Genomic DNA, 19548 nt, shown 5'->3' with positions numbered 1-19548 from the left:
TCAAACTTTGGCAAAGCTGCTTTGTTTAGTTTTAATATCAAAATTAAAAGCATGTTTAATATTCTAAAAAACAGTTTTCTTTTGAGTGTTTTATTGATGATGCAGTTTGCTTTTGGCCAAAACATTCCGCATCTTCAAAAAAAAGGAAACAAAACACAATTGATCATCAACGGAAATCCTTTTATAATCCGAGGGGGAGAATTAGGGAATTCTTCTGCAACAACCATGGAAAGTATGGAGCCAATTTGGCCCAAACTGACTGATATGAATTTAAATACAGTTTTGACCCCAATTTATTGGGAATTAATTGAAAAAGAAGAAGGCAAGTTTGATTTTTCATTAGTCGATGATTTGATTCTTAGAGCGAGAAAAGAGAATTTAAAACTAGTTTTTCTTTGGTTTGGATCTTGGAAAAACAGCATGTCAAGCCACGCGCCAGAATGGGTTAAACTGAATCAGAAAAAATATCCAAGAATTAAAGACGACAAGAATAAAAGTCATGAAATCCTGACGCCTTTCAGTGATAATAATTTAATGGCTGATTTAAATGCGTTTCAAAAACTAATGAGACACATTAAAGATTTTGATCAGAAAGAACAAACGGTTATCATGATTCAGGTTGAAAATGAAATTGGAATGTTGCCAACTGCCAGAGATTTTTGTACTCAGGCAAATAGTGCTTTTCAAAAAGAAGTACCAGTCGAATTATTGAAATATTTACAACAAAACAAAGAAAAGCTAGTTCCCGAATTTTTAGAAATTTGGAAAAAAAATGGTTTTAAAACAAAAGGAACTTGGGAAGAAGTTTTTGGAAAAGGACTTCAAACGGATGAAATTTTCATGGCTTGGTATTTTTCTCTGTTTACGAATAAAGTCGCCAAAGCAGGAAAAGAAGCCTATTCTATTCCGATGTTTGTAAACGCCGCTTTAAATGCGCCAGAAAAGAAGCCGGGCGAATATCCAAGTGCAGGCCCATTGCCACATGTAATGGATATTTGGAAAGCGGCAGGAAATTCAATTGATTTTCTTTCTCCCGATTTTTATAATCCTAACTTCAAGCATTGGAACGATCTTTTTACGCGTCAGGGTGATCCGTTGTTTATTCCGGAACATCGTTTTGATGCGACTGCTCCGTTCAAAGGTTTGTATGCAATCGGACATTACGAAGCCATTGGTTTTTCGCCTTTTTCTATCGAATCTGTTGTTGATGCAAAGAAAGAACCTCTGGGCAAAATTTATGAATTAATTGCGCAATTAACCCCTGTTATTGAAGCAAATAAAGGACAAGGAAAAATTGATGGAGTTTTGTTGGACAAAGAAAATGCCTCGCAAATTATTCAGCTTGGGAATTATGAATTTACATTTAAACACGATTATACCTTAAATTGGTCAGATGGAGCCAAAGAAGCAATTTGGCCGATGACCAGCGCTATCATTATAGAAATTGCTCCAGACGAATTTTATATTGCAGGTTCTGGAATTGTAGTAACTTTTAAATGTTTAAAAGATAAAAATCTAAATGCCGGAATTTTAAAAACCGATCAAGGAAAATTTGAAAATGGAAAATGGAAAACCATTCGACATTTCAACGGAGATCAAACCCATCAAGGGAGACATCTCAGAATTGCCGTTGATGATTACGAAATTCAGAAACTAAAACTATATTCTTATGAATGAAATTTGAGGCTCAAAGGCTCAAAGGTTCAAAGGAACAAAAGTTTTTTTATAGCAAAACCCGACAGGCTTTTAAAACCTGTCGGGTTTAATATTTTGTCTCAGAAAAGAAACCTTTGCAACTTTGTTACTTTGTCTCTCTGTTACTTATCTAAAGAAAAAGAAGTTTTCTCAATTGCAGAAAGTGTCAGCGCAGCAGCAAAACTGGTAAAAACAGAATAATCTAAAGGCGCTTTTATAGAAATTGCTATTGTCATAGAAATGGCAAAAAGCAATATTAATCCTGCAGTTCCTAGTGCTGCATATCTCGTTTTAAACCCTATGATTAAAAGCAGGCTAAAAGCGATTTCGAAAAAAGTAGCAACAGCACCCAAAATTTCTGCTAAAGATTTGCCTGCAAATGAGTTTAGGGTTTGCGTATAAGCAATAAAATTGTCCCAATTTCCCCATGCTACGCCAGGTGCTCCGGGCGCACCCCAAAAGCCAAAACGATCTGCAACAGCAGAAAGCATCGTAATTCCTAAAAAGATTCTCAATATAAAACCGGCATTTGATAAGGATATATTTTTCATTTGGATAATTTTTTATGTAAAAGTAAAAAGATGTTGGGTAAATTTGTGTGCCAATTTTAATAAAAACCACAGCCCAGATGTTGCCATATAAATCATTAATTCAAGTGGACCGTGAATCTTCGATTTCGCTTTACATTCAGGTTTGCAATACGTTTATTGCCTTGATTACCAATGGAACGTTGAAACCAGCAGATATTTTGCCGAGTTCTCGCGTATTGGCAGAACTTATCGGAATTAACAGAAATACGGTAAAATTGGCTTATGAAGAATTAATAAGTCAAGGTTGGGCCGAATCAATTGATAGGAAAGGTGTTTTTGTGCTTTCTAAGCTTCCGATAATTTCAAATATAAAATTGCCAGAGAGCAGTAATCAATCTCAAGAAGGTTTTATTTGGGAAAATAAATTTCAAAAAGAGATTAGTACTTCTGGAAAAAAACTGAGCAAAAATCCATTAATTATTGATGATGGATTTCCAGATGTTCGCTTGGCGCCAATTGATCAATTAATGCGCGAATACAGAAGTTTGTCTCGAAAATTCTATGGGAAAAATTTCTTGAAATATGGCAGTTCATTAGGATCAGAAAACTTGCGAGTTGCGATTTGCAATTATCTTTCAAATACTCGCGGTCTATCAATTTCTCCTGAAAATATTATTATTACGAAAGGCAGTCAAATGGGAATTTATTTGGCTTCGCAGTTGCTTTTGAATGTGAATGATACAATTGCTGTTGGCGTTTCAAGTTTTACTACTGCCGATGAAACGTTTCAATATTCGGGAGCAAATTTGGAACGTATTCCAATTGACGAAAACGGAATGGATACTGATTATTTGGAAGAAATTCTGAAGCATAAAAAAATAAAAGCAGTTTACGTCATTCCGCATCATCATTGTCCAACGGGCGTTACAATGAGCATGGAACGCCGTTTGAAATTACTGAATCTTGCCAAACAATATCGTTTTGCGATTATTGAAGACGATTATGATTTTGATTTTCATTACGAAAACAAACCTTATTTGCCTTTGGCAAGCATTGATCACAATCAAAATGTGATTTATATCGGATCGATTTCTAAAACTTTTGCACCTGCTTTGCGAATAGGTTTTATGGTTGGGCCATCTGCGTTTATTGAAGCAACATCATCTCTGAGAAAAATGATCGATAGGCAAGGTGATACACTTTTAGAAGAAGCATTTGCCGTAATGTTTGAAAACGGAGAAATGGAACGGCATTTCAGAAAATCATTAAAAATTTACAAACAGCGGCGAAATCATTTTTGTAATATACTGCAATCGGATTTTAAAAATGAAATTGAATTCAAAATTCCCGAAGGCGGACTTGCAGTTTGGGCCAATTTTCATGAACGCATCAATTTGATAAAAATGTCTAATGAAGCTTCTGAAAATGGACTTTCCATCAGCAATGGGAGTTTTTATAAAAATGACTTTTTCAATACAAATGCCATCAGAATGGGATTCGCTTCTTTAAATGAAAATGAAATGGAGCAAGCTTTTGCAATTTTGAAAAAAGTCTTTTTATCAAATATTTAGAAATCCCTCCCGTTACATGGGTATAATTTTTTATAGCTCACAGATGACGCGGATTGAACAGATTTACACTGCTATTTTTTTTATTGTGCTAGCCAAGCTTATACTTTACAATGATTAAAAAAAAAGCTAAATTTATCAGCGTAAATCCGTTCAATCCGTGTTATTCGCGGCCCATTGTACTATTTCTGGACCACTATTGATTTTAAAATTGGGTTATTTTAAATTTTGATGACTGTCATAATTTTGAATAAAAACAGAATTATGGACACGATTTATCAAATCAAAAAAATTGAAACCGAATTAGAAATTGAACAATGCTGGGATGTTGCTTTTGTTTTAAGACCACATTTGGATAAAACAAAATGGCAACCTACAATTGCAGAAATGATGCAAAACGAAAAATACAGCATTGCAGGAATAATAGACAATGATAAAGTAATCGCATTTGCTGGTTACAGAATTATGACTTCATTGCACAGCGGCAACATCATTTATATTGATGATCTCTGCACTTTAGAAAGTTATAGAGGTAAAGGTTTAGCAACAAAATTATTGAAGCACGTTGAAGAAATTGCGATTTCGCTCAACAAAGATTATGTAGTTTTGGATACTGCTTTCACAAATAATACAGCGCAAAAAGTCTATTTAAAAAACGGATTTGCTTTAACGGCAGTTCATTTATCAAATAATTTGAAGAGGTAACTAAATAAGGTTCAAAGAGACAAAGTAACAAAGGGACAAAGTTTCCTTTCTTTCACAAAATATTAAACCCGACAGGTTTTTAAAACCTGTCGGGTTTGCTATATAGTAAAAGCTTTGTCCCTTTGTCCCTTTGTCCCTTTGTTACTTTGTTACTTTGTTACTTTGAGCCTTTGCCCCTCTAAAGAAACCCTTTTTCCCTATCAATAAACGCCCATTCTGCCATGGCTTGAATTACAGGCATCAAACCATTTCCTGCTGGACTTAAGCGATACGTTACAAAAGGAGGAACTACAGGTTTTGCTTCTCTAATAATAAGATTATCGGCTTCAAGTTGTTTTAGATGTTGAATCAACATTTTCTCACTAACAGCTGGAATTGCCCTTTTTAATTCGCTATAACGCTGACTTCCACCAGAAAGATGATATAAAATAATAGGTTTCCAATAGCCACCAATTTTTTCCATAACATACGTTACAGGGCATTTTTCCAAGGCATATTGCTTGTTTTCCTGAATAGTCGAAGATTCTTTTATTGCTGTCATTTGTGCATACTTTAGGGTAAGTACTTGTCTAAAAGTAAGTACAAATATACCTTTGTTCCAGATAATAAAAAAATATATCATTATGAAAATTACAATATCAGGTTCTTTAGGGAACGTAAGCAAACCATTAGTACAAAAACTTGTAGCTTCTGGACATGAAGTAACCGTTATTAGCAATAATTCTGAAAGAAGCGAAGCAATTGAAGCTTTAGGCGCAAAACCAGCAATTGGGTCTATGCATGATGCTTCTTTTTTAGAAAAAGCATTTACGGGAGCTGATGCAATTTATGTGATGACACCTCCAAATATGGGCGGTTCAAATATTTTAAAAAATATGAAAACAGCAGGTCAAGCTTTTGCTGAAGCAATTCAAAAATCAGGTGTTAAACGTGTTGTTATGTTAAGCAGTATCGGTGCTGATTTGCCAAATGGAACTGGGCCAATTGCAGGACTTTATTCTATTGAAAAAATATACCAAGCATTAGAAAACACTTCGATAACTTTTCTTCGTGCTGGATTTTTTTACACGAATTTTTATCACGATGTTCCAATGATAAAAGGAGCGGGAATTGTAGGATCTAATTTTCCAGCTTCGACTGTAATTCCGTATGTGCATCCAAATGATATTGCGATGGCTGTTGCCGAAGAATTGCAAAAAACAGGTTCTGGTAAAAATGTTCGTTACATTGTAAGCGATGTTCGTACGCCGGCTGATGTTGCAAAAGCATTTGGAAATGCTATTGGAAAACCAGAATTGCCTTGGATCGAGTTCACTGATGAGCAAGCCTTAGACGGTATGGCTCAAGCTGGATTGCCAGAAGAAATTGCAGGTTTATATACCGAAATGGGAACAGGTTTAAGAAGCGGCGCAATAGCCGAAGATTTTCTGAAAAACAAAACGTCAATTGATGGAAAAATCAAATTAGAAGATTTCGCTAAAGAATTTGCATCAAACTTTTAAATTTATTTAGGTCCAAAACAAAAAATCACTATTTATAGTGATTTTTTTAGTTTCACATCTTGCTACTTTCGCCAACGGATATTTTTTTTGTTTTTTTATTTTAAGTAGTAAGCCTAAGAATAAAATAAGCCTTTAAAAAGATTTTTTATAAGCCGATTTTAATTTTTTTGAGCAATAAAAATGGGCAGATAAGTTGCTGCCCATTTTTTAATTTCTTTCGTTATGCTCTATTTTAGATGAAAGCTCCAAAATGTTTTTATTAATAATATTTTTATCCGATTGTGTTTTGGCCAGACCTAGAGCCATTTCAAAATTATTCTTTGCCTTCAAATTGTCAATATCAGTATACAAATTGCCCAGTAATGAATAATAGAAATGATTATCAGTCAAATTCAGTTTTTCAGCTTCGATGATGGCTTCTTTTTTTCCCATTACTTTTGATAAGGCAAAAGTTCGGTTCAACGCTACAATTGGCGAATATTCTAAAATAATCAAATGATTGTAGAGCTCCAGTATGTTTTTCCATTTTTCCGAAGTATCGCTTTTCAGCGTATGCCAATAGGCGATTCCAGCTTCAATATGATATTTTGAAAGCGTATCTCCAATGGATGATTTTCCTAAGAAATAAGTGCCACGATCAATCAATTCTTGATTCCAAAGAGTTTCATTTTGATCTTCATACAAAATAATTTCGCCGTTTTCTGAAGTCCTAGCTTCAAATCGGGAAGAATGAAAACACATCAACGCCATCAAAGCATTTGTTTCTGGCAAATTTGTTGCCGAATTCTGAATCAATAAATAGACAAGGCGCATAGCTTCGGCACAAAGATCCTTTCGTAAGGTCGTATTTTGAGAAGTCGAGTAGTAGCCTTCTGAGTAAAGCAAATAAATCGTTTTTAAAACTGTATCGATTCGATCTTTTATTTCAGCAATATTCGGACTTTCGATTTTGATGTTTTCTTCTTTGAGTTTTTCTTTGGCTCGATTTATTCGTTTGTAAATCACCTCTTTATTAGATAAAAAAGCATCTGCAATTTCATTTATTCCAAAACCGCATAATAAATTCAACGCCAACGCAATTTGCGCTTCATCTGAATTGCAAGGATTACAAATGGCAAAAATCATCGCCAGCTGACTATCAGCTATATTTTGTTCAGATAAATCAATTTCGATTTCAGGATTATGAAGTGGCGAATTGTATTTGATTTCGGTTACAATTTTCTTCTCAAAAATATCATTTCGCTTAAAATGATTTTTGGTTTTGTTTTTTGCAACGGTATAAAGCCAAGCAGTCGGATTATCTGGAATTCCTTTTATAGCCCAAGTTTCAGAAGCAGCCAAAAAAGTATCGCTTACAATATCTTCGGCAATTTCAATATGATGAATGCCAAACAAATTGCAAAGCACAGAAACAATTTTCTGGTATTCAGTTCTGAATAAATTGGGTATAAGTTCTTTTTCCAAAAGTGTAAATTTTGAGTTACGAGTTATGAATTATAAGTTTTAGAAAAGAAATAACATATAATTCATAACTCATAATTTATAATTATTTAGACCGCCATTCTAATTTCAACATTTCCGCCAAAATTCAGGATTGGACAATCTTGTGCAATTGCCGCAGCTTCATCATAATCTTTGGCTTTAATAACAATTAATCCACCAATCGATTCTTTGATCTCTACAAAAGGTCCGTCTGTAATTCCTTTGTTTGAAGTGACCAGTTTTCCTTTTCCGTCCCAACGTTGTAAAGGTCTTGCAAGTTTGTCTTGTGCGGCCAAACTTCCAAACCAGTTTTGCCATTGTTGCAAATGCTGCTGATATTCTTCCGGTGACGGCTGAAGTTCTTTAGTTGAAAAATCTCTTCTGAAAATTAATATAAATTCGTTCATTTTGATTCGTTTTAATGATTTATAAAAAAGAAGCTCTTTTTATAATGATATAAATTTAGTGTTTTTGTCAAAATAAAAACAGCCCAGATTATTTATCCAAATTGGCCCACTCTGTAAGTTCCTGGAGTATTCGCAAAAGCGATATTAAGGCGATTCCACATGTTGATTGTTCCGATTGCTAGGGTAAGATCGATTAATTCCTCTTCAGAAAATTCGGCTCTTGCGATTTCATAGATTTCGTCTGGCACATCGCAAGCATTTACGGCTTCAGCATAAGCAAGTGCAACTCTTTCTCTTTTTGTAAAATAAGGAGTTTCTTTCCAAGCACTTAAACCAAATAAACGTTGTGTGGTTTCGCCGTGGGCAATCGCTTCTTTGGTGTGCATGTCGATGCAATATGCGCAATTGTTGATTTGTGAAATTCTAAATTCGATTAATTCGAAAAGTGATCTTTCTACATTTGATTTTTTCAAATAACCAGTGATTCCAAATAATGTTGATACTGCTTTTTGACCTTTTTCGAATACGTTAATTCTAGTTTCCATGATGTATAATTTTAAATGTTATACTCTAATGACAACTGAGTTTTCAGAATTGGACAAAATTTTGAAAAAAAATATAAAAAAATTATAATCTCAATGTTTTCGGGCTAATTTGAAGGTGTTCCAGTCTTTTTCCAACCAAAGTTTTTTCGCCAGCAACTTGAAATCCGAGTTTTAAATAGAGATTTTTAGCCAGCGGATTATCTTCTTCAACTAATAATCCTAAAGTTTGATTGTTTGTAATTACATATTCGTCAATTAAAAAGCGAAGTATTTTTGATCCAATACCTTTTCCTTGATATTTAGGATTCACGCCCAAGGAGTCAATGTAAAACTCACCAGCTCTGGTTTCCCATTCGGGATCAAATTCGGGACTAAAATTGCTTCTGACGTATTCAATTATTGGATTTCTTAAAGCCTCTAAATCGGAGCCGTTATAAATATTTACTGCACCAATGATTTCATCATCTTCTTCGGCAACAAAGCAATTTTGATACGAATATTGATTGTTTTCTTTTTGAATGAAATACTGCAGAAAATCTTTTGCAGAATCGTAATCTTCTTTTTTGATGAACTTGTAAACGATATCTTCCATTGCCAATAATAGAATAGGAGCAATGGATGCTGCATCGGATAGTTTGCCTTTTCTTATAATCATTTTGAAAAATTTTGTTTGGTAAATTTACTTTAAAAATAGCTTTATACATTTTTAAAATGTCTCTCGCAGATCTCGCAGATTGTGCAGATTTTTATTTATCACATAGAATCATAGTTGTTTTTGAATTATTGTTTAAATCTGCGTAATCTGGTAAATCTGCGAGAAAAAATTAAAATCAGCGTGGTATAAAATTATTTAAAATAATTCTAAATAATATTATTTGTAGTATAACAAAATGTTGTATTTTAGATTTTTTATAAATCGAATTTACATAAACTTTAAAAGCCAAATAAAATTATTATGATTTCAAAAAACTCAGACTTAGGAGTATTAGTATTGCGCATCAGCGTTGGAGGTTTAATGCTTTTTCATGGTATTGCCAAATTGATTCACGGAATTTCATTTCTTGTTGAAAATATGGGAGCCTTTGGTTATGCAGTGTATATTGGTGAAGTTTTAGGGCCAATTGCAATCTTATTAGGTTTCAGAACCAGAATTGCGGCTGTTCTTCTAGCTGTGACTTGTGTTGTAGCAATTGCAACGGCTCACGCTCAAGATATTTTCTCCATTAGCGAACATGGAGGTTATGCAAATGAATTGCTTATGCTGTATCTTTTGGGTTCTATTGCCTTGTTTTTTACTGGCGCTGGAAAATTTGCGGTTTCAAAAACAAATCAGTGGGATTAATTTTTTCTAAAATATAGCAAACCGAAAGCTCTAGATTTTTGATTTAGAGCTTTTTTATTTTTACCCCTTCCATTTTGAATATATGTTTATCATTTTGATAGACTTTTATAAATTGATTCCGATTCGGCTTTTGTTATTTGTTTTATAATGAAATGTTTAGGCTGTTTTGAGTTGCTGTGGCACGCCTTTTGTTTTTTAAAGGTTAATAGCGTTGTTATTTTATAAAAACACGCTTTTTAATTCTAAAACATTTAACGATGAAAACAAATAAAAACAGAAGTAAAGAAATCACAAAAGCGTATTTTTCAAATAAATCGAGACGAAATAAAGACAGATTAGTCAACTTAATGGTTTTTACAGTAGTTTTATTTATTACGGTTATGCTTATTACTAAAATAGCTTAGTATTAAAATGAAAACCTTTCCGAATAGAATAAACACACCAAATTTTTCTTCAACAGAAAAAATTAATGGAGCTAATGATATTTTAATTGAAGAAGCAAGAGCCGAACATACTCTTTATTTAAATGAAATTTGCAAAGAAACTTTATTATCTGCGAAAGCCCGCGGAACTGGCATCTCAGGCCGATCTCCTGAATTGCTTTCGAAAAAAATGAAAGAAGGTGAAGCCGTTATCGCATTTGCAAAAAATGGAAAATGGGCTGGTTTTGCTTTTATTTCTTCATGGGAAAATGGCTGTTATGTTTCGAATTCTGGATTAATTGTCGCACCTGAGTTTAGAAATACAGGATTAGCCAAAAAAATCAAGAAAAAGATTTTTGAACTTAGTCTAAAAAAGTACCCGAATTCAAAGGTATTTAGCTTAACGACAGGCCTTGCCGTTATGAAAATGAATCATGAACTCGGTTTTGAACCCGTTACCTATTCTGAACTAACAAAAGACGAACATTTTTGGGAAAACTGTAAAAGCTGTATCAATTGCCCGATTTTATTAAGTAAAGAAAGAAAAAATTGTTTGTGTACTGCAATGCTTTTTGATCCAAAGAAAAACGAAGATGAAATTTAAATCATAAAAAAAGCGAGACTTCTCAGAAGAGAATTGTCTCGCTTTTTCAACTAAATCAGAAATTTAAATTATCCGTGCGCTTCAACAGAAACGTCTTTCCATTCTTCCCACGTTTTTAATTTTTGCTCGTAAGTTTGTTTTACAAATGGCAACGCCACTCTTCCTAAAAGCAAACGCAATGGAGGGTTTTCAGTTTCAACAAGTTTCAAAATTGCAGATGATGTCGCTTCAACTTTTCCAAAATCATTTTCTGATTCTGATACCGCTTTTTTAAGTCCGTCGTAAACCGGATTGCTTTCACTTCTAATTTCGTTGTGCCAAATATTTGAAGCGTAACCGTTTGGTTCGACTAAAGTAATATTGATTCCAAATTGTTTCACTTCTGTCGCCAAAGTTTCACTTAAACCTTCCAACGCAAATTTTGAGGCATTATAAAGTCCCATTGTTGGTAAAGTTGCTAATCCTAAAATTGAAGAAACTTGAATGATATGACCGCTTTTTTGGTTTCTCATAATTGGCAAAACAGCTTGCGTAAGCCATAAAGTTCCAAAGAAGTTGGTGTCAAATTGTGCTCTTGCTTCATTTTCAGAAGCTTCTTCTATGGCACCCGTTAAAGCATAACCAGCATTATTGATTAAAATATCAATTGAGCCAAAATGTTCTTGCACTTTCTGAACTACCGAAAGTGATTCTTCGCGTTTGTTTACATCAAGTTTTAAGGTCAAAATAGCGTCTCCATATTGTTCTTTTAGATCATTTAAATCGTTAATATTTCGCGCAGTTGCAGCTACTTTATATCCTTTTGCTAAAAAAGCTTCTGTCCAGGCTTTTCCAAATCCTTTTGAAGCTCCTGTAATTAAAATTGTTTTTGACATGGTGTTTGTAATTAAATTATATTAAATATGTTGTTATGATTTTTGTTTTTAGTGATCAGAAAGGATCATGTTTGTTTTTGGTTTTTTTGATTTGCTCATTACAAACAACAATAAGGGAAGTGTAATGGCAAAAAATAATCCTACAAAGAGAAATGCATCTCTGTAACTCAATAATGAAGATTGTCTTGTCACAATGTTTTCCATAAGTTTTAATGCTTTTGATCTTGCTTCGTTGTATGCAAAACCTCTGTTTTGGAAGTAATTGATATAACCGTTTATTCGGTTCATGGCTTTGATATTATTTGGCGTAACATTCGAAATCAAAACATTTCGATGTTCAGCAAAACGGTGCGCGATGTAGGTATTGATGATGGATACACCAAACGAACCGCCCAATTGTCGCATCATATTGTTAAGCGCCGCACCTTGGCCAACATCTTTGTCATCAAGTGAAGAAACTGCGAGCATGGTTAGCGGAACAGTTAATAAAGCCATTCCTAGGGCGCGGAAAATTAATGATGTCGATACCTCAAAAGCACTGGTTTCTAGTGTTATTTCAGACATTCTCCAATTGAAGTAGATGAATAGCAGAAACCCTGTAGCAATTATAATTACAGGAGAAACGCCTTTTTGAAGTAATGTTCCGCAGGCTTTTAAGGCGACTAAAGCAAATAATGCTCCCGGAAGTAAAAGCAAGCCCGTTTGATAAGGTGAAAAACTTAAAAGTCGTTGCGCGACAACAGGACTTATGTAAATGGAAACAAACATTCCGAAACCAGTTACAAAAGTCAAAACTGCAGCAATACTTAATGATTTGCTTTTTAGCACTCTAAGATTTACGACAGGCTTATCGATTTGTAATTCCCAATAAATGAAAGTCAATAAAGCAATTGATGCAATAACGGCAAGAACCACGATATAACGAGTTTCAAACCAATCTTCGACTTCGCCTCTTTCTAAAACCGTTTGCAGGGCGCCAACTCCAATTGCAAGCAAAGCAATTCCTGTCCAATCGACTTTTGAAACCTCGGGTTTTACAGGTGGTTCTTTTAATAGTAAAAGGCACGAAATGGTTACTAAAATCCCAATTGGGATATTAATTAGGAAAATCCAAGGCCAATCATAATTTTCAGTAATATAACCACCAAGCGTTGGCCCAATCGTTGGTCCAATAAAAATTCCAGCTCCAAATAATGCCCCAGCCGTAGATTGTTTATCTTTTGGAAAAAGCTCAAAAACCACAACTTGCGATATTGATAGTAAAGCACCTCCGCCAATTCCTTGAAAGAATCTGAAAAATACAAGCATCCAAATATTTGACGAATGACCGCACATAAAAGAGCAACAAGTAAATAAGATCACGGACCCTATATAATAATTTCTTCGCCCGAGATTGGCACTTAAAAAACTCGTAATCGGAATGATAATTACATTGGCAATTGCATAAGCCGTTATAACCCAAGAGGTATCTTCTAAAGTTGCACCAAGATTACCACTCATGTGCGAAAGCGCAACATTGACAATTGAAATATCAATAAGTTCCATAATCGCGGCGAGGATTACGGTTAAAATCAGCAGTTTTCGTTGTAGAGGTGTCATAATTTTATTTTGTACCGATTGGTATATTTTATGGTAAAAAAAAGCCTTTTGGTATTAAAGGACTTTTTTAACCACATTTGTTTTGAATAAATTAGAATATGCTCTTGCAATTAAGCGAGTTTCGGCTTCGTTCCAGATTTCGCATTGTGCATTTACAAACTGTTTTCCTTTTTTGATAATTGAAGATCTTGCAATTATAGTGTCGCCAACATGTGCCGGAGCAAAATAATCAACATTAAGATTGATGGTGGTATAGAAGTTTTCTTCATCGAGCGAGAACATTGTCGCACCTATGCAATCATCTGCAATTGCGGCTGTTATGCCGCCGTGTAAAGACTGAATCGGATTTGACATTTCATGTCGGATTACATATTTAAAAGTAACGGTACCTTGTTCTGCAGCTACAACAATTGGATTCATCCAAAGCATGAATGGAGAAGGGGAGACAGAAAATTCTCTGCCAATATGATCCTGAAGGACTTGTAATCTGGTTTTTGTTTGCATTTTTTTGTTTTTAGATGATTGTTGATTGTTAATGGTTGATTGTTGGAATTTTGAGTTTTGAGTTTTGCAGCTGTTAGCCTGAGCGAAGTCGAAGGGCACAAAGAAGGGCTTCGACTTCGCTCAGCCTGACAAACGCAAATTTGGAATTTGGATTTTTTTAATTGTTATTTGTTTTTTTTGTACCAATCGGTATATTTTTAATTAATAAAAAAAGCAATTTTTTTGATTGCTTTTATTCCAGTTCTTCTATTGTTTTGCGTACTGAAAACATGACATTGTTTAAATCGGCTAAATTTCCAGTCAATTTGCTGATCATAATAGCGCCTTCAATAAGTGCTAAAATAGTTAAAGCTGTTCTTTCCGCGTCTATATCTTTTGCTTTGAATTCTCCCGCTAAGATTCCTTGTTCAATGAAATAAATTATTTTTTCCTTCCAAGAAATTAGAGTTCTTTCAGCGTATTTTTTTAATATTGGGTGCGTATCGTCACATTCTGTTGCTGTGTTTAAAATTGGGCAACCGCCTTGAGTAACATTTAAATCTGAATACTCGCAATAAAGTTTTGGATAGGCCAATAACTTCCCTTTAAAAGTACTTTCTTTATCAATTTCTCTCGAAAATGCATCCTGAACTTTCTTTACATTATATTTAAAAACCGCAATCGCCACTTCATCCTTGCTTTCAAAATTACCATAAATACTTCCTTTCGTAAGTCCGGTTATATCGGTAATATCGCTTATCGAAGTACCGCTGTATCCTTTCATATTAAAGATTGGAGCCGTTTTTTCAATAATAAATTGCTTTGTTTTTTCTGCTTTGCTCATGACAAAATCATTTTGACACTGCAAATATATACCAATCGGTATAATTAATTACGTTTTTTTTGATTTATTTTTAAATAAACCTGAAAAACAGCTTTTTAAGTAGTATTTATTGGATGAAAAAACTCCCATTTAGGTTAGAATGGGAGTTTTAGGGGCATTATAAATTATTGGGCAGTAAAAGTCAAATAATCAAAATTCATGTTACCGTTTGAAACAATATGAAGCTTTAAGGTTTGTCTGCCTTTTTGCAGCTTTATAGTTCCAATTGTTGCACTGTTCCAATGATGCCATTGCCGCCAATCAATTGGATCTTTGTCATCATGCGTTGAGACGATTTTCATTTTTCCTGTAGCATCTTTTCCGCCCACTTCAATCGAAATTTCACCATCGCCGTTTGCGGTATAAAGTGCTTCTATCTTATAAGTTCCAGATTTAGTTACTTCTACCGTATAATTAATCCATTCTGATGGCATGGTCCAGCCGACATAAAGCGAACCAATACTTCTCGGGACTTTATTATATGGATTGTTGTCAATATCTCCATCTTTAGAATACGAAATATCGACACCTTCATTTATTCTGAATTCATTTAGTGGATTTCCGTTTACCGGATTTAATTTTCCGCTTCCATTATTCTCGGCATCTGTATCATGATAAGCGACTCCTTCGCCACCTAAATCATACAATTCGCATTCGATTTTACCAGGAATATGCTGTAATGCTTTAGCAGTGGAAGTCTGCGAAAAACACGACGACCAACTTATGAGTGCTAAAACATAAAATGTTGCGATTTTTTTCATAGTTATTGAACTTCTAAGGTTGCAATTGAATGTGCTACACTAGTAATTTTTGTCGCTTTTCCTTTTATCCAAAGAAAATAATCTACATCGGCATCTGTTTGATTCATAACTACAACTTCTAGTTGATTGTTTTCATTTACAAATGCAGTCGACAAAAGTTTGTTGCTGCTTGATGAACAAGCAATGCGTTTTGCTCCGGGACGAATAAATTTTGAGAAATGTCCCAAATAGTAATATCCGTTAGTATAAATCAGATTTCCAGTTTTTAGATCAGCGTGAATAGGAGCCATGCAGAAATTCTGAACATGATTTGGACCTCCTTTTTCATCTAATAAAACATTCCAATCTGTCCAAGCCACAGTTCCAATGTTGAAATCATTGATCATTGACATTCCATATTTTTCTCCAAAACTCCAATCGGTCAATAATTTTTGATCAAAATCAGCAGCACAACCTTCCGTTAAAATTAATGGTTTGTCAGGAAAAGCTTCTGCAACACGACGTTCTGCCTCAAAATTCATTCCGGCTTTCATCCAGTCTTCATACCAATGATAGCCAACACCCCAAACATATTTTGCAGCATCTTTATCTTCCAAAACTGTGCTTACACGCTGATACATCAAATCGCGATTGTGGTCCCACATGATCAATTTCTTTTTAGAAAGCCCTGCTTTTTGCATGGTTGGTCCAAGAAAGTTTTTGATAAAATCGCGTTCTTCCTCGGCAGTAAAAATACAAGATTCCCAGCGCTGCACTGCCATTGGTTCGTTTTGGACTGTATAACCCCAAATCGGAATGCCTTCTTTTTCATATTCTTTGATAAATTTGACAAAAAAGTTAGCCCAACTTTGATGGTATTCTGGCTTTAAAGTACCGCCTTGCAAAACATTATTATTGGTCTTCATCCAAGCCGGCGGACTCCAAGGCGAAGCATATAAAGTGATTTTTCCGCCTGCTTTTGCAATGACTTCTTTAATAAAAGGAATACGATATTTTCTATCATGGCTAATGTCAAAGGTTTTTAAGGCAACATCGTTTTCAGCAATATAACTGTAAATATCGCTCGAGAAATCACAGCTTTGCATGTTGGTACGTGCTAAAGTGTACCCAATTCCTTTTTCTTTATCATAATAAGCAGTCAGGATTTCTTGTTGCTTATCTTTTGGAAGCTGATAGAAAACTTCTGCGGAAGCGTCAGTCAAAGCACCTCCAATTCCTAACAAAGTTTGATAGGTTTTAGCTGGATCAACAAAAACAGCAATTTCTTTTTCTGTAGTTTGTGGTTTTGCAGAAAAAGAAAGTGTTTCTGTCTTGCTTAGTTTTTTGTCTGAGTTTTTAGCTGTTACATAAACCGTAACATTTTTATACTCTTTTTGTTGCGCCGAAATATTCGCAACTAAAAATCCAGATAACATGATGGTCAGGCATGTTTTGTTCAAGGATAAATTCATAATATAGTTTTTTGGTTAGAGCGTTATGCTAAAATTTGGTCGATAGCTTGTAATTCATATTCTGAAAACGAAGTATTTTGAAGACAGCCTAATGAATCAAGAACTTGTTCTGCTTTGCTTGCCCCAATGATTACTGATGTAATGCGTTTGTCTTTCAAAACCCAAGCCAATGCCATTTGTGCCAAGCTTTGACCACGTTCTTCGGCCATTTTGTTTAATCGGCGAACTTTTGCAATGTTTTCTTCAGTGATAGCATCTTTTTCCATTGCGCCGTTGCCGCGATTGGCATTTGCTCTTGAATTTTCTGGGATGCCGTTCAAATATTTGTTGGTCAAAAGTCCTTGAGCAAGTGGAGAAAAAGCGATTCCGCCAATTCCGTTTACCTCTAAAACATCTAATAATCCATCTTCAACAGAACGCTCAAACATGGAATATTTCGGTTGATGAATCAAGCAAGGAGTTCCTAATTCTTTTAAAATTTGATACGCTCTTTCGGTTTCGGCAGGACTGTAGCTTGAAACGCCTACATAAAGCGCTTTTCCTTGACGGACAATCAAATCCAGTGCTGCCATGGTTTCTTCCATCGGCGTATTTGGGTCGGGTCTGTGATGATAAAAAATATCTACATATTCCAATCCCATGCGTTTCAGACTTTGATCCAAACTAGCAATCAAGTGTTTTTTAGACCCAAAATCGCCATATGGGCCGTCCCACATTGGCCAGCCGGCTTTGCTTGAAATCAAAAGTTCGTCTCTGTAACTTCTAAAATCATGTTTGAATATTTCGCCAAAAGTGCTTTCGGCAGACCCAGGAGGCGGACCGTAATTATTGGCAAGATCAAAATGTGTAATGCCATTATTAAAGGCAGTATGTAAAATTTCGCGTGCATTTGAAATATCGTCAATAGCGCCAAAGTTGTGCCATAATCCCAAAGAAAGTGCCGGCAATAATAAACCACTGTTGCCGCAACGACGGTATTCCATTTTTTGATAACGATTTGAATCGGGTATGAAAGTCATTTTTAATTATTAATTGTCAATTGTTAATTTATTTAGATGTTTTCAAAAGCTTTTGTCGCGATTTCTAAATCGGTTGTGCCTCTGAAGCCACTGAAACCTACAGATAATTTTGTTCCGTTATTTAAAGTTATAGGTTGTCCGCCTTGCCAGCCAATTAAGTCTGGAGCTTCGATTCCGTTAGCATTTTCATCGAAAATTCCGTTAAAAACCATTTTTTCATATTCTCCCGTTTTTATTCCAGTAAGCCAAACTTGGCTCGCTTTTGTCCAAGCAATTTTGTATGATTGCCTTTGGCGTGGTTTGTCATTTCCATACATTCGGCCATATACGGCACCATCTTCATCAATAATGCAAATCGCGACATTTCCGTTTGAGATTTGTCGATCTTCTTCAATTTGAAGATATTGCGGTATTAGTTTTTCAATTTCGGCGAAAGCCAAAGCAATTTGTGAATCAAGAGTTTGTTCGTTCATTTTTAGGTTATAACAAATAATTTTTTCAAAATTGCAGGAATAAATTATTTCATTTCTTAAACTAGATCAAGAAATATTAATAAATAAAACCTCTTATATTTACTTTTTGTTTGTAAAAGAAGTCATTGCCAATTCCTAAAAAAGATAAAAAATGTTTGCGAAAATTCACGATTACCTTTCCAGATCTGCTCGTCTTTCAAAAGAGGAAGTGAAAATCTTTGAAAAAAGTCTTGAATTTAAATTGGTTCCGAAGAAAACGATTCTGCTCAAAGCCGGAGAAATCTGCAATTTCGAAGCCTATATCAATAAAGGATGTATCAGAGAATATTTTATCGATCGAAACGGACAAGAATTAACGCTCCAGTTTGCTATTGAAGATTGGTGGGTAAGTGATATCACCAGTTTTGAAGATCAGGTTCCGAGTGATATGTATATTGAAACTTTAGAAGATTGTGAACTATTGGTTTTGACCCGACAATCCAAAGAAAATCTAATCAATGAAGTGCCGAGTTTAGAAAGAATGTTTCGATTGATGATTCAGAGGCATTTATCGAAACTCCAAAAACGATTATTCAAAACAGTTTCTTCAACGGCGATGGAGCAGTATGTTGAATTTATAACGCGTTATCCTTCGATTTCACAGCGTGTGTCGCAGCAATATATTGCGTCTTATCTCGGAATAACCCCCGAATTTTTAAGCAGGTTGCGAACAAAACATTTGAAAAGCTTAAAAACTCAGGAATAGAAAATTAGTTTTTTTCTGCTTGTCTGTTTTTAATATGATTTCGATGTGAAATGCCCCATTTAATCATTTCCGAAATTATCGGTCCAAAAGATTTACAATAGGGTGTCGATTCATATAAAATAGGAATCAAGGCATCTGGATCTTCAGTTCTTTTAACCAAATTATTCAGTTCCATATCTTTTAATTCTTTAGACAACATTCTGGATGTGATTCCAGGAATACTTTCCTTGATATCTTTAAATCGGTTATTTCCGTTGCAAATCGAATTGATGATTGGCAGTTTCCATTTTCCTCCCAAAACGTATAAAGTATCTTGAAGTGCTTGAAATTCTTCTTTTTGATTTCTCGCCATGACTTGTATTTGCTTAATTTCTAATTAAAAAATATTTCACGCAGATTCTGCAGATTTAAGCTGATGAATGCAGATTTATTATTGATGATTTTGCATTTCAACTTA

At 34.6% G+C, this 19548-nt stretch carries 23 protein-coding genes; 8 read left to right on the top strand and 15 right to left on the bottom strand.

The genetic code is table 11. The features are described 5' to 3' along the window. Window positions 1–51: 51 nt before the first annotated feature. Window positions 52–1677, top strand: coding sequence for a GH35 family beta-galactosidase (locus AAYQ19_RS00970; protein ID WP_343532912.1), 1626 nt, complete (start codon window positions 52–54; stop codon window positions 1675–1677). 140 nt (window positions 1678–1817) lie between these two features. Here AAYQ19_RS00970 and AAYQ19_RS00965 read toward each other — a convergent pair whose 3' ends face one another. Next, the gene (locus tag AAYQ19_RS00965; protein WP_343532910.1) at window positions 1818–2246 is read right to left on the bottom strand and encodes a DoxX family membrane protein; all 429 of its coding nucleotides are present in this window, start codon (window positions 2244–2246) and stop codon (window positions 1818–1820) included. A 77-nt stretch (window positions 2247–2323) separates the two neighbouring features. Here AAYQ19_RS00965 and pdxR point away from each other — a divergent pair, with 77 nt between their 5' ends. Both pdxR and AAYQ19_RS00955 read left to right on the top strand, forming a co-directional pair. After that, on the top strand, window positions 2324–3796 hold the full coding sequence (gene pdxR / locus AAYQ19_RS00960; RefSeq protein ID WP_343532908.1) for a MocR-like pyridoxine biosynthesis transcription factor PdxR: 1473 nt from the start codon (window positions 2324–2326) through the stop codon (window positions 3794–3796). A gap of 228 nt (window positions 3797–4024) precedes the next feature. Next, window positions 4025–4498, top strand: a complete 474-nt coding sequence (locus tag AAYQ19_RS00955) for a GNAT family N-acetyltransferase (RefSeq protein WP_343532906.1) — start codon at window positions 4025–4027, stop codon at window positions 4496–4498. A gap of 178 nt (window positions 4499–4676) precedes the next feature. Here the strand turns inward: AAYQ19_RS00955 and AAYQ19_RS00950 are convergent, their stop codons facing one another. Then, window positions 4677–5039: a winged helix-turn-helix transcriptional regulator gene (locus AAYQ19_RS00950; RefSeq protein ID WP_343532904.1), complete on the bottom strand. Its 363-nt coding sequence runs from the start codon at window positions 5037–5039 to the stop codon at window positions 4677–4679. Between the two features lie 82 nt (window positions 5040–5121). Between AAYQ19_RS00950 and AAYQ19_RS00945 the strand changes: the two genes are divergently transcribed. Further along, window positions 5122–6000: an NAD(P)H-binding protein gene (locus AAYQ19_RS00945; RefSeq protein WP_343532902.1), complete on the top strand. Its 879-nt coding sequence runs from the start codon at window positions 5122–5124 to the stop codon at window positions 5998–6000. 207 nt (window positions 6001–6207) lie between these two features. Here the strand turns inward: AAYQ19_RS00945 and AAYQ19_RS00940 are convergent, their stop codons facing one another. The 4 genes from AAYQ19_RS00940 to AAYQ19_RS00925 all read right to left on the bottom strand — a co-directional run bounded on the left by AAYQ19_RS00940 (window position 6208) and on the right by AAYQ19_RS00925 (window position 9089). Next, window positions 6208–7464, bottom strand: coding sequence for an RNA polymerase sigma factor (locus AAYQ19_RS00940; RefSeq protein WP_343532900.1), 1257 nt, complete (start codon window positions 7462–7464; stop codon window positions 6208–6210). Window positions 7465–7550: 86 nt separating this feature from the next. Further along, entirely contained in the window at window positions 7551–7889 is a 339-nt protein-coding gene (locus tag AAYQ19_RS00935; RefSeq protein WP_026729613.1) for a YciI family protein, read from the bottom strand. A gap of 92 nt (window positions 7890–7981) precedes the next feature. Beyond that, window positions 7982–8434, bottom strand: a complete 453-nt coding sequence (locus tag AAYQ19_RS00930; protein ID WP_343532894.1) for a carboxymuconolactone decarboxylase family protein — start codon at window positions 8432–8434, stop codon at window positions 7982–7984. Between the two features lie 82 nt (window positions 8435–8516). After that, window positions 8517–9089, bottom strand: coding sequence for a GNAT family N-acetyltransferase (locus AAYQ19_RS00925; RefSeq protein WP_343532892.1), 573 nt, complete (start codon window positions 9087–9089; stop codon window positions 8517–8519). Window positions 9090–9389: 300 nt separating this feature from the next. Here AAYQ19_RS00925 and AAYQ19_RS00920 point away from each other — a divergent pair, with 300 nt between their 5' ends. From AAYQ19_RS00920 to AAYQ19_RS00910, 3 genes are all read left to right on the top strand, one after another. After that, on the top strand, window positions 9390–9776 hold the full coding sequence (locus AAYQ19_RS00920; RefSeq protein ID WP_343532890.1) for a DoxX family protein: 387 nt from the start codon (window positions 9390–9392) through the stop codon (window positions 9774–9776). A gap of 257 nt (window positions 9777–10033) precedes the next feature. Then, window positions 10034–10180, top strand: a complete 147-nt coding sequence (locus tag AAYQ19_RS00915; RefSeq protein ID WP_343532888.1) for a hypothetical protein — start codon at window positions 10034–10036, stop codon at window positions 10178–10180. Between the two features lie 7 nt (window positions 10181–10187). Continuing rightward, a complete protein-coding gene (locus AAYQ19_RS00910) occupies window positions 10188–10802 on the top strand; it encodes a GNAT family N-acetyltransferase (protein ID WP_343532886.1) in 615 nt (204 codons plus the stop codon). A 68-nt stretch (window positions 10803–10870) separates the two neighbouring features. Here AAYQ19_RS00910 and AAYQ19_RS00905 read toward each other — a convergent pair whose 3' ends face one another. The 8 genes from AAYQ19_RS00905 to AAYQ19_RS00870 form a co-directional block, all read right to left on the bottom strand. Further along, entirely contained in the window at window positions 10871–11677 is an 807-nt protein-coding gene (locus AAYQ19_RS00905; RefSeq protein ID WP_343532884.1) for an SDR family NAD(P)-dependent oxidoreductase, read from the bottom strand. A 48-nt stretch (window positions 11678–11725) separates the two neighbouring features. Continuing rightward, window positions 11726–13276, bottom strand: coding sequence for a DHA2 family efflux MFS transporter permease subunit (locus tag AAYQ19_RS00900; protein WP_343532882.1), 1551 nt, complete (start codon window positions 13274–13276; stop codon window positions 11726–11728). A 54-nt stretch (window positions 13277–13330) separates the two neighbouring features. Continuing rightward, the gene (locus AAYQ19_RS00895) at window positions 13331–13780 is read right to left on the bottom strand and encodes a PaaI family thioesterase (protein WP_343532880.1); all 450 of its coding nucleotides are present in this window, start codon (window positions 13778–13780) and stop codon (window positions 13331–13333) included. A gap of 232 nt (window positions 13781–14012) precedes the next feature. Beyond that, window positions 14013–14603, bottom strand: coding sequence for a TetR/AcrR family transcriptional regulator (locus AAYQ19_RS00890; RefSeq protein ID WP_343532878.1), 591 nt, complete (start codon window positions 14601–14603; stop codon window positions 14013–14015). A gap of 164 nt (window positions 14604–14767) precedes the next feature. Then, a complete protein-coding gene (locus AAYQ19_RS00885; protein WP_343532876.1) occupies window positions 14768–15403 on the bottom strand; it encodes a carbohydrate-binding protein in 636 nt (211 codons plus the stop codon). A gap of 2 nt (window positions 15404–15405) precedes the next feature. Continuing rightward, window positions 15406–16854: a glycoside hydrolase family 30 protein gene (locus tag AAYQ19_RS00880; protein WP_343532874.1), complete on the bottom strand. Its 1449-nt coding sequence runs from the start codon at window positions 16852–16854 to the stop codon at window positions 15406–15408. Window positions 16855–16877: 23 nt separating this feature from the next. Next, a complete protein-coding gene (mgrA, locus tag AAYQ19_RS00875; protein ID WP_343532872.1) occupies window positions 16878–17873 on the bottom strand; it encodes an L-glyceraldehyde 3-phosphate reductase in 996 nt (331 codons plus the stop codon). A gap of 32 nt (window positions 17874–17905) precedes the next feature. After that, window positions 17906–18346, bottom strand: a complete 441-nt coding sequence (locus AAYQ19_RS00870) for a GlcG/HbpS family heme-binding protein (RefSeq protein ID WP_343532870.1) — start codon at window positions 18344–18346, stop codon at window positions 17906–17908. 151 nt (window positions 18347–18497) lie between these two features. On the opposite strand from AAYQ19_RS00870, the gene AAYQ19_RS00865 reads away from it, so the two are divergent. Continuing rightward, complete coding sequence (locus AAYQ19_RS00865) at window positions 18498–19091, top strand: Crp/Fnr family transcriptional regulator (RefSeq protein ID WP_343532868.1); 594 nt, start codon at window positions 18498–18500, stop codon at window positions 19089–19091. A 4-nt stretch (window positions 19092–19095) separates the two neighbouring features. On the opposite strand, the gene AAYQ19_RS00860 is transcribed toward AAYQ19_RS00865, so the two are convergent. Continuing rightward, on the bottom strand, window positions 19096–19443 hold the full coding sequence (locus AAYQ19_RS00860) for a winged helix-turn-helix transcriptional regulator (RefSeq protein WP_343532866.1): 348 nt from the start codon (window positions 19441–19443) through the stop codon (window positions 19096–19098). Between the last annotated feature and the right edge of the window lie 105 nt (window positions 19444–19548).

Origin of the sequence: Flavobacterium mesophilum (assembly GCF_039581405.1) — a bacterium.
In the GTDB taxonomy this organism is placed as follows: domain Bacteria; phylum Bacteroidota; class Bacteroidia; order Flavobacteriales; family Flavobacteriaceae; genus Flavobacterium.
Note: the sequence above shows the minus strand (reverse complement) of the source record. Positions and strands in the feature narration are given on the sequence as shown.

Excerpts from the sequence above, each read along its gene's own strand:
- AAYQ19_RS00965 (WP_343532910.1), bottom strand. The coding sequence starts at position 2,246 with ATGAAAAATATATCCTTATCAAATGCCGGTTTTATATTGAGAATCTTT.
- AAYQ19_RS00865 (WP_343532868.1), top strand. The coding sequence starts at position 18,498 with ATGTTTGCGAAAATTCACGATTACCTTTCCAGATCTGCTCGTCTTTCA.
- AAYQ19_RS00950 (WP_343532904.1), bottom strand. The coding sequence starts at position 5,039 with ATGACAGCAATAAAAGAATCTTCGACTATTCAGGAAAACAAGCAATAT.
- AAYQ19_RS00955 (WP_343532906.1), top strand. The coding sequence starts at position 4,025 with ATGACTGTCATAATTTTGAATAAAAACAGAATTATGGACACGATTTAT.
- AAYQ19_RS00905 (WP_343532884.1), bottom strand. The coding sequence starts at position 11,677 with ATGTCAAAAACAATTTTAATTACAGGAGCTTCAAAAGGATTTGGAAAA.
- AAYQ19_RS00885 (WP_343532876.1), bottom strand. The coding sequence starts at position 15,403 with ATGAAAAAAATCGCAACATTTTATGTTTTAGCACTCATAAGTTGGTCG.
- AAYQ19_RS00930 (WP_343532894.1), bottom strand. The coding sequence starts at position 8,434 with ATGGAAACTAGAATTAACGTATTCGAAAAAGGTCAAAAAGCAGTATCA.
- AAYQ19_RS00870 (WP_343532870.1), bottom strand. The coding sequence starts at position 18,346 with ATGAACGAACAAACTCTTGATTCACAAATTGCTTTGGCTTTCGCCGAA.
- AAYQ19_RS00920 (WP_343532890.1), top strand. The coding sequence starts at position 9,390 with ATGATTTCAAAAAACTCAGACTTAGGAGTATTAGTATTGCGCATCAGC.
- AAYQ19_RS00925 (WP_343532892.1), bottom strand. The coding sequence starts at position 9,089 with ATGATTATAAGAAAAGGCAAACTATCCGATGCAGCATCCATTGCTCCT.
- AAYQ19_RS00970 (WP_343532912.1), top strand. The coding sequence starts at position 52 with ATGTTTAATATTCTAAAAAACAGTTTTCTTTTGAGTGTTTTATTGATG.
- AAYQ19_RS00890 (WP_343532878.1), bottom strand. The coding sequence starts at position 14,603 with ATGAGCAAAGCAGAAAAAACAAAGCAATTTATTATTGAAAAAACGGCT.
- AAYQ19_RS00900 (WP_343532882.1), bottom strand. The coding sequence starts at position 13,276 with ATGACACCTCTACAACGAAAACTGCTGATTTTAACCGTAATCCTCGCC.
- AAYQ19_RS00895 (WP_343532880.1), bottom strand. The coding sequence starts at position 13,780 with ATGCAAACAAAAACCAGATTACAAGTCCTTCAGGATCATATTGGCAGA.
- AAYQ19_RS00860 (WP_343532866.1), bottom strand. The coding sequence starts at position 19,443 with ATGGCGAGAAATCAAAAAGAAGAATTTCAAGCACTTCAAGATACTTTA.
- AAYQ19_RS00880 (WP_343532874.1), bottom strand. The coding sequence starts at position 16,854 with ATGAATTTATCCTTGAACAAAACATGCCTGACCATCATGTTATCTGGA.
- mgrA (WP_343532872.1), bottom strand. The coding sequence starts at position 17,873 with ATGACTTTCATACCCGATTCAAATCGTTATCAAAAAATGGAATACCGT.
- pdxR (WP_343532908.1), top strand. The coding sequence starts at position 2,324 with ATGTTGCCATATAAATCATTAATTCAAGTGGACCGTGAATCTTCGATT.
- AAYQ19_RS00910 (WP_343532886.1), top strand. The coding sequence starts at position 10,188 with ATGAAAACCTTTCCGAATAGAATAAACACACCAAATTTTTCTTCAACA.
- AAYQ19_RS00915 (WP_343532888.1), top strand. The coding sequence starts at position 10,034 with ATGAAAACAAATAAAAACAGAAGTAAAGAAATCACAAAAGCGTATTTT.
- AAYQ19_RS00945 (WP_343532902.1), top strand. The coding sequence starts at position 5,122 with ATGAAAATTACAATATCAGGTTCTTTAGGGAACGTAAGCAAACCATTA.
- AAYQ19_RS00935 (WP_026729613.1), bottom strand. The coding sequence starts at position 7,889 with ATGAACGAATTTATATTAATTTTCAGAAGAGATTTTTCAACTAAAGAA.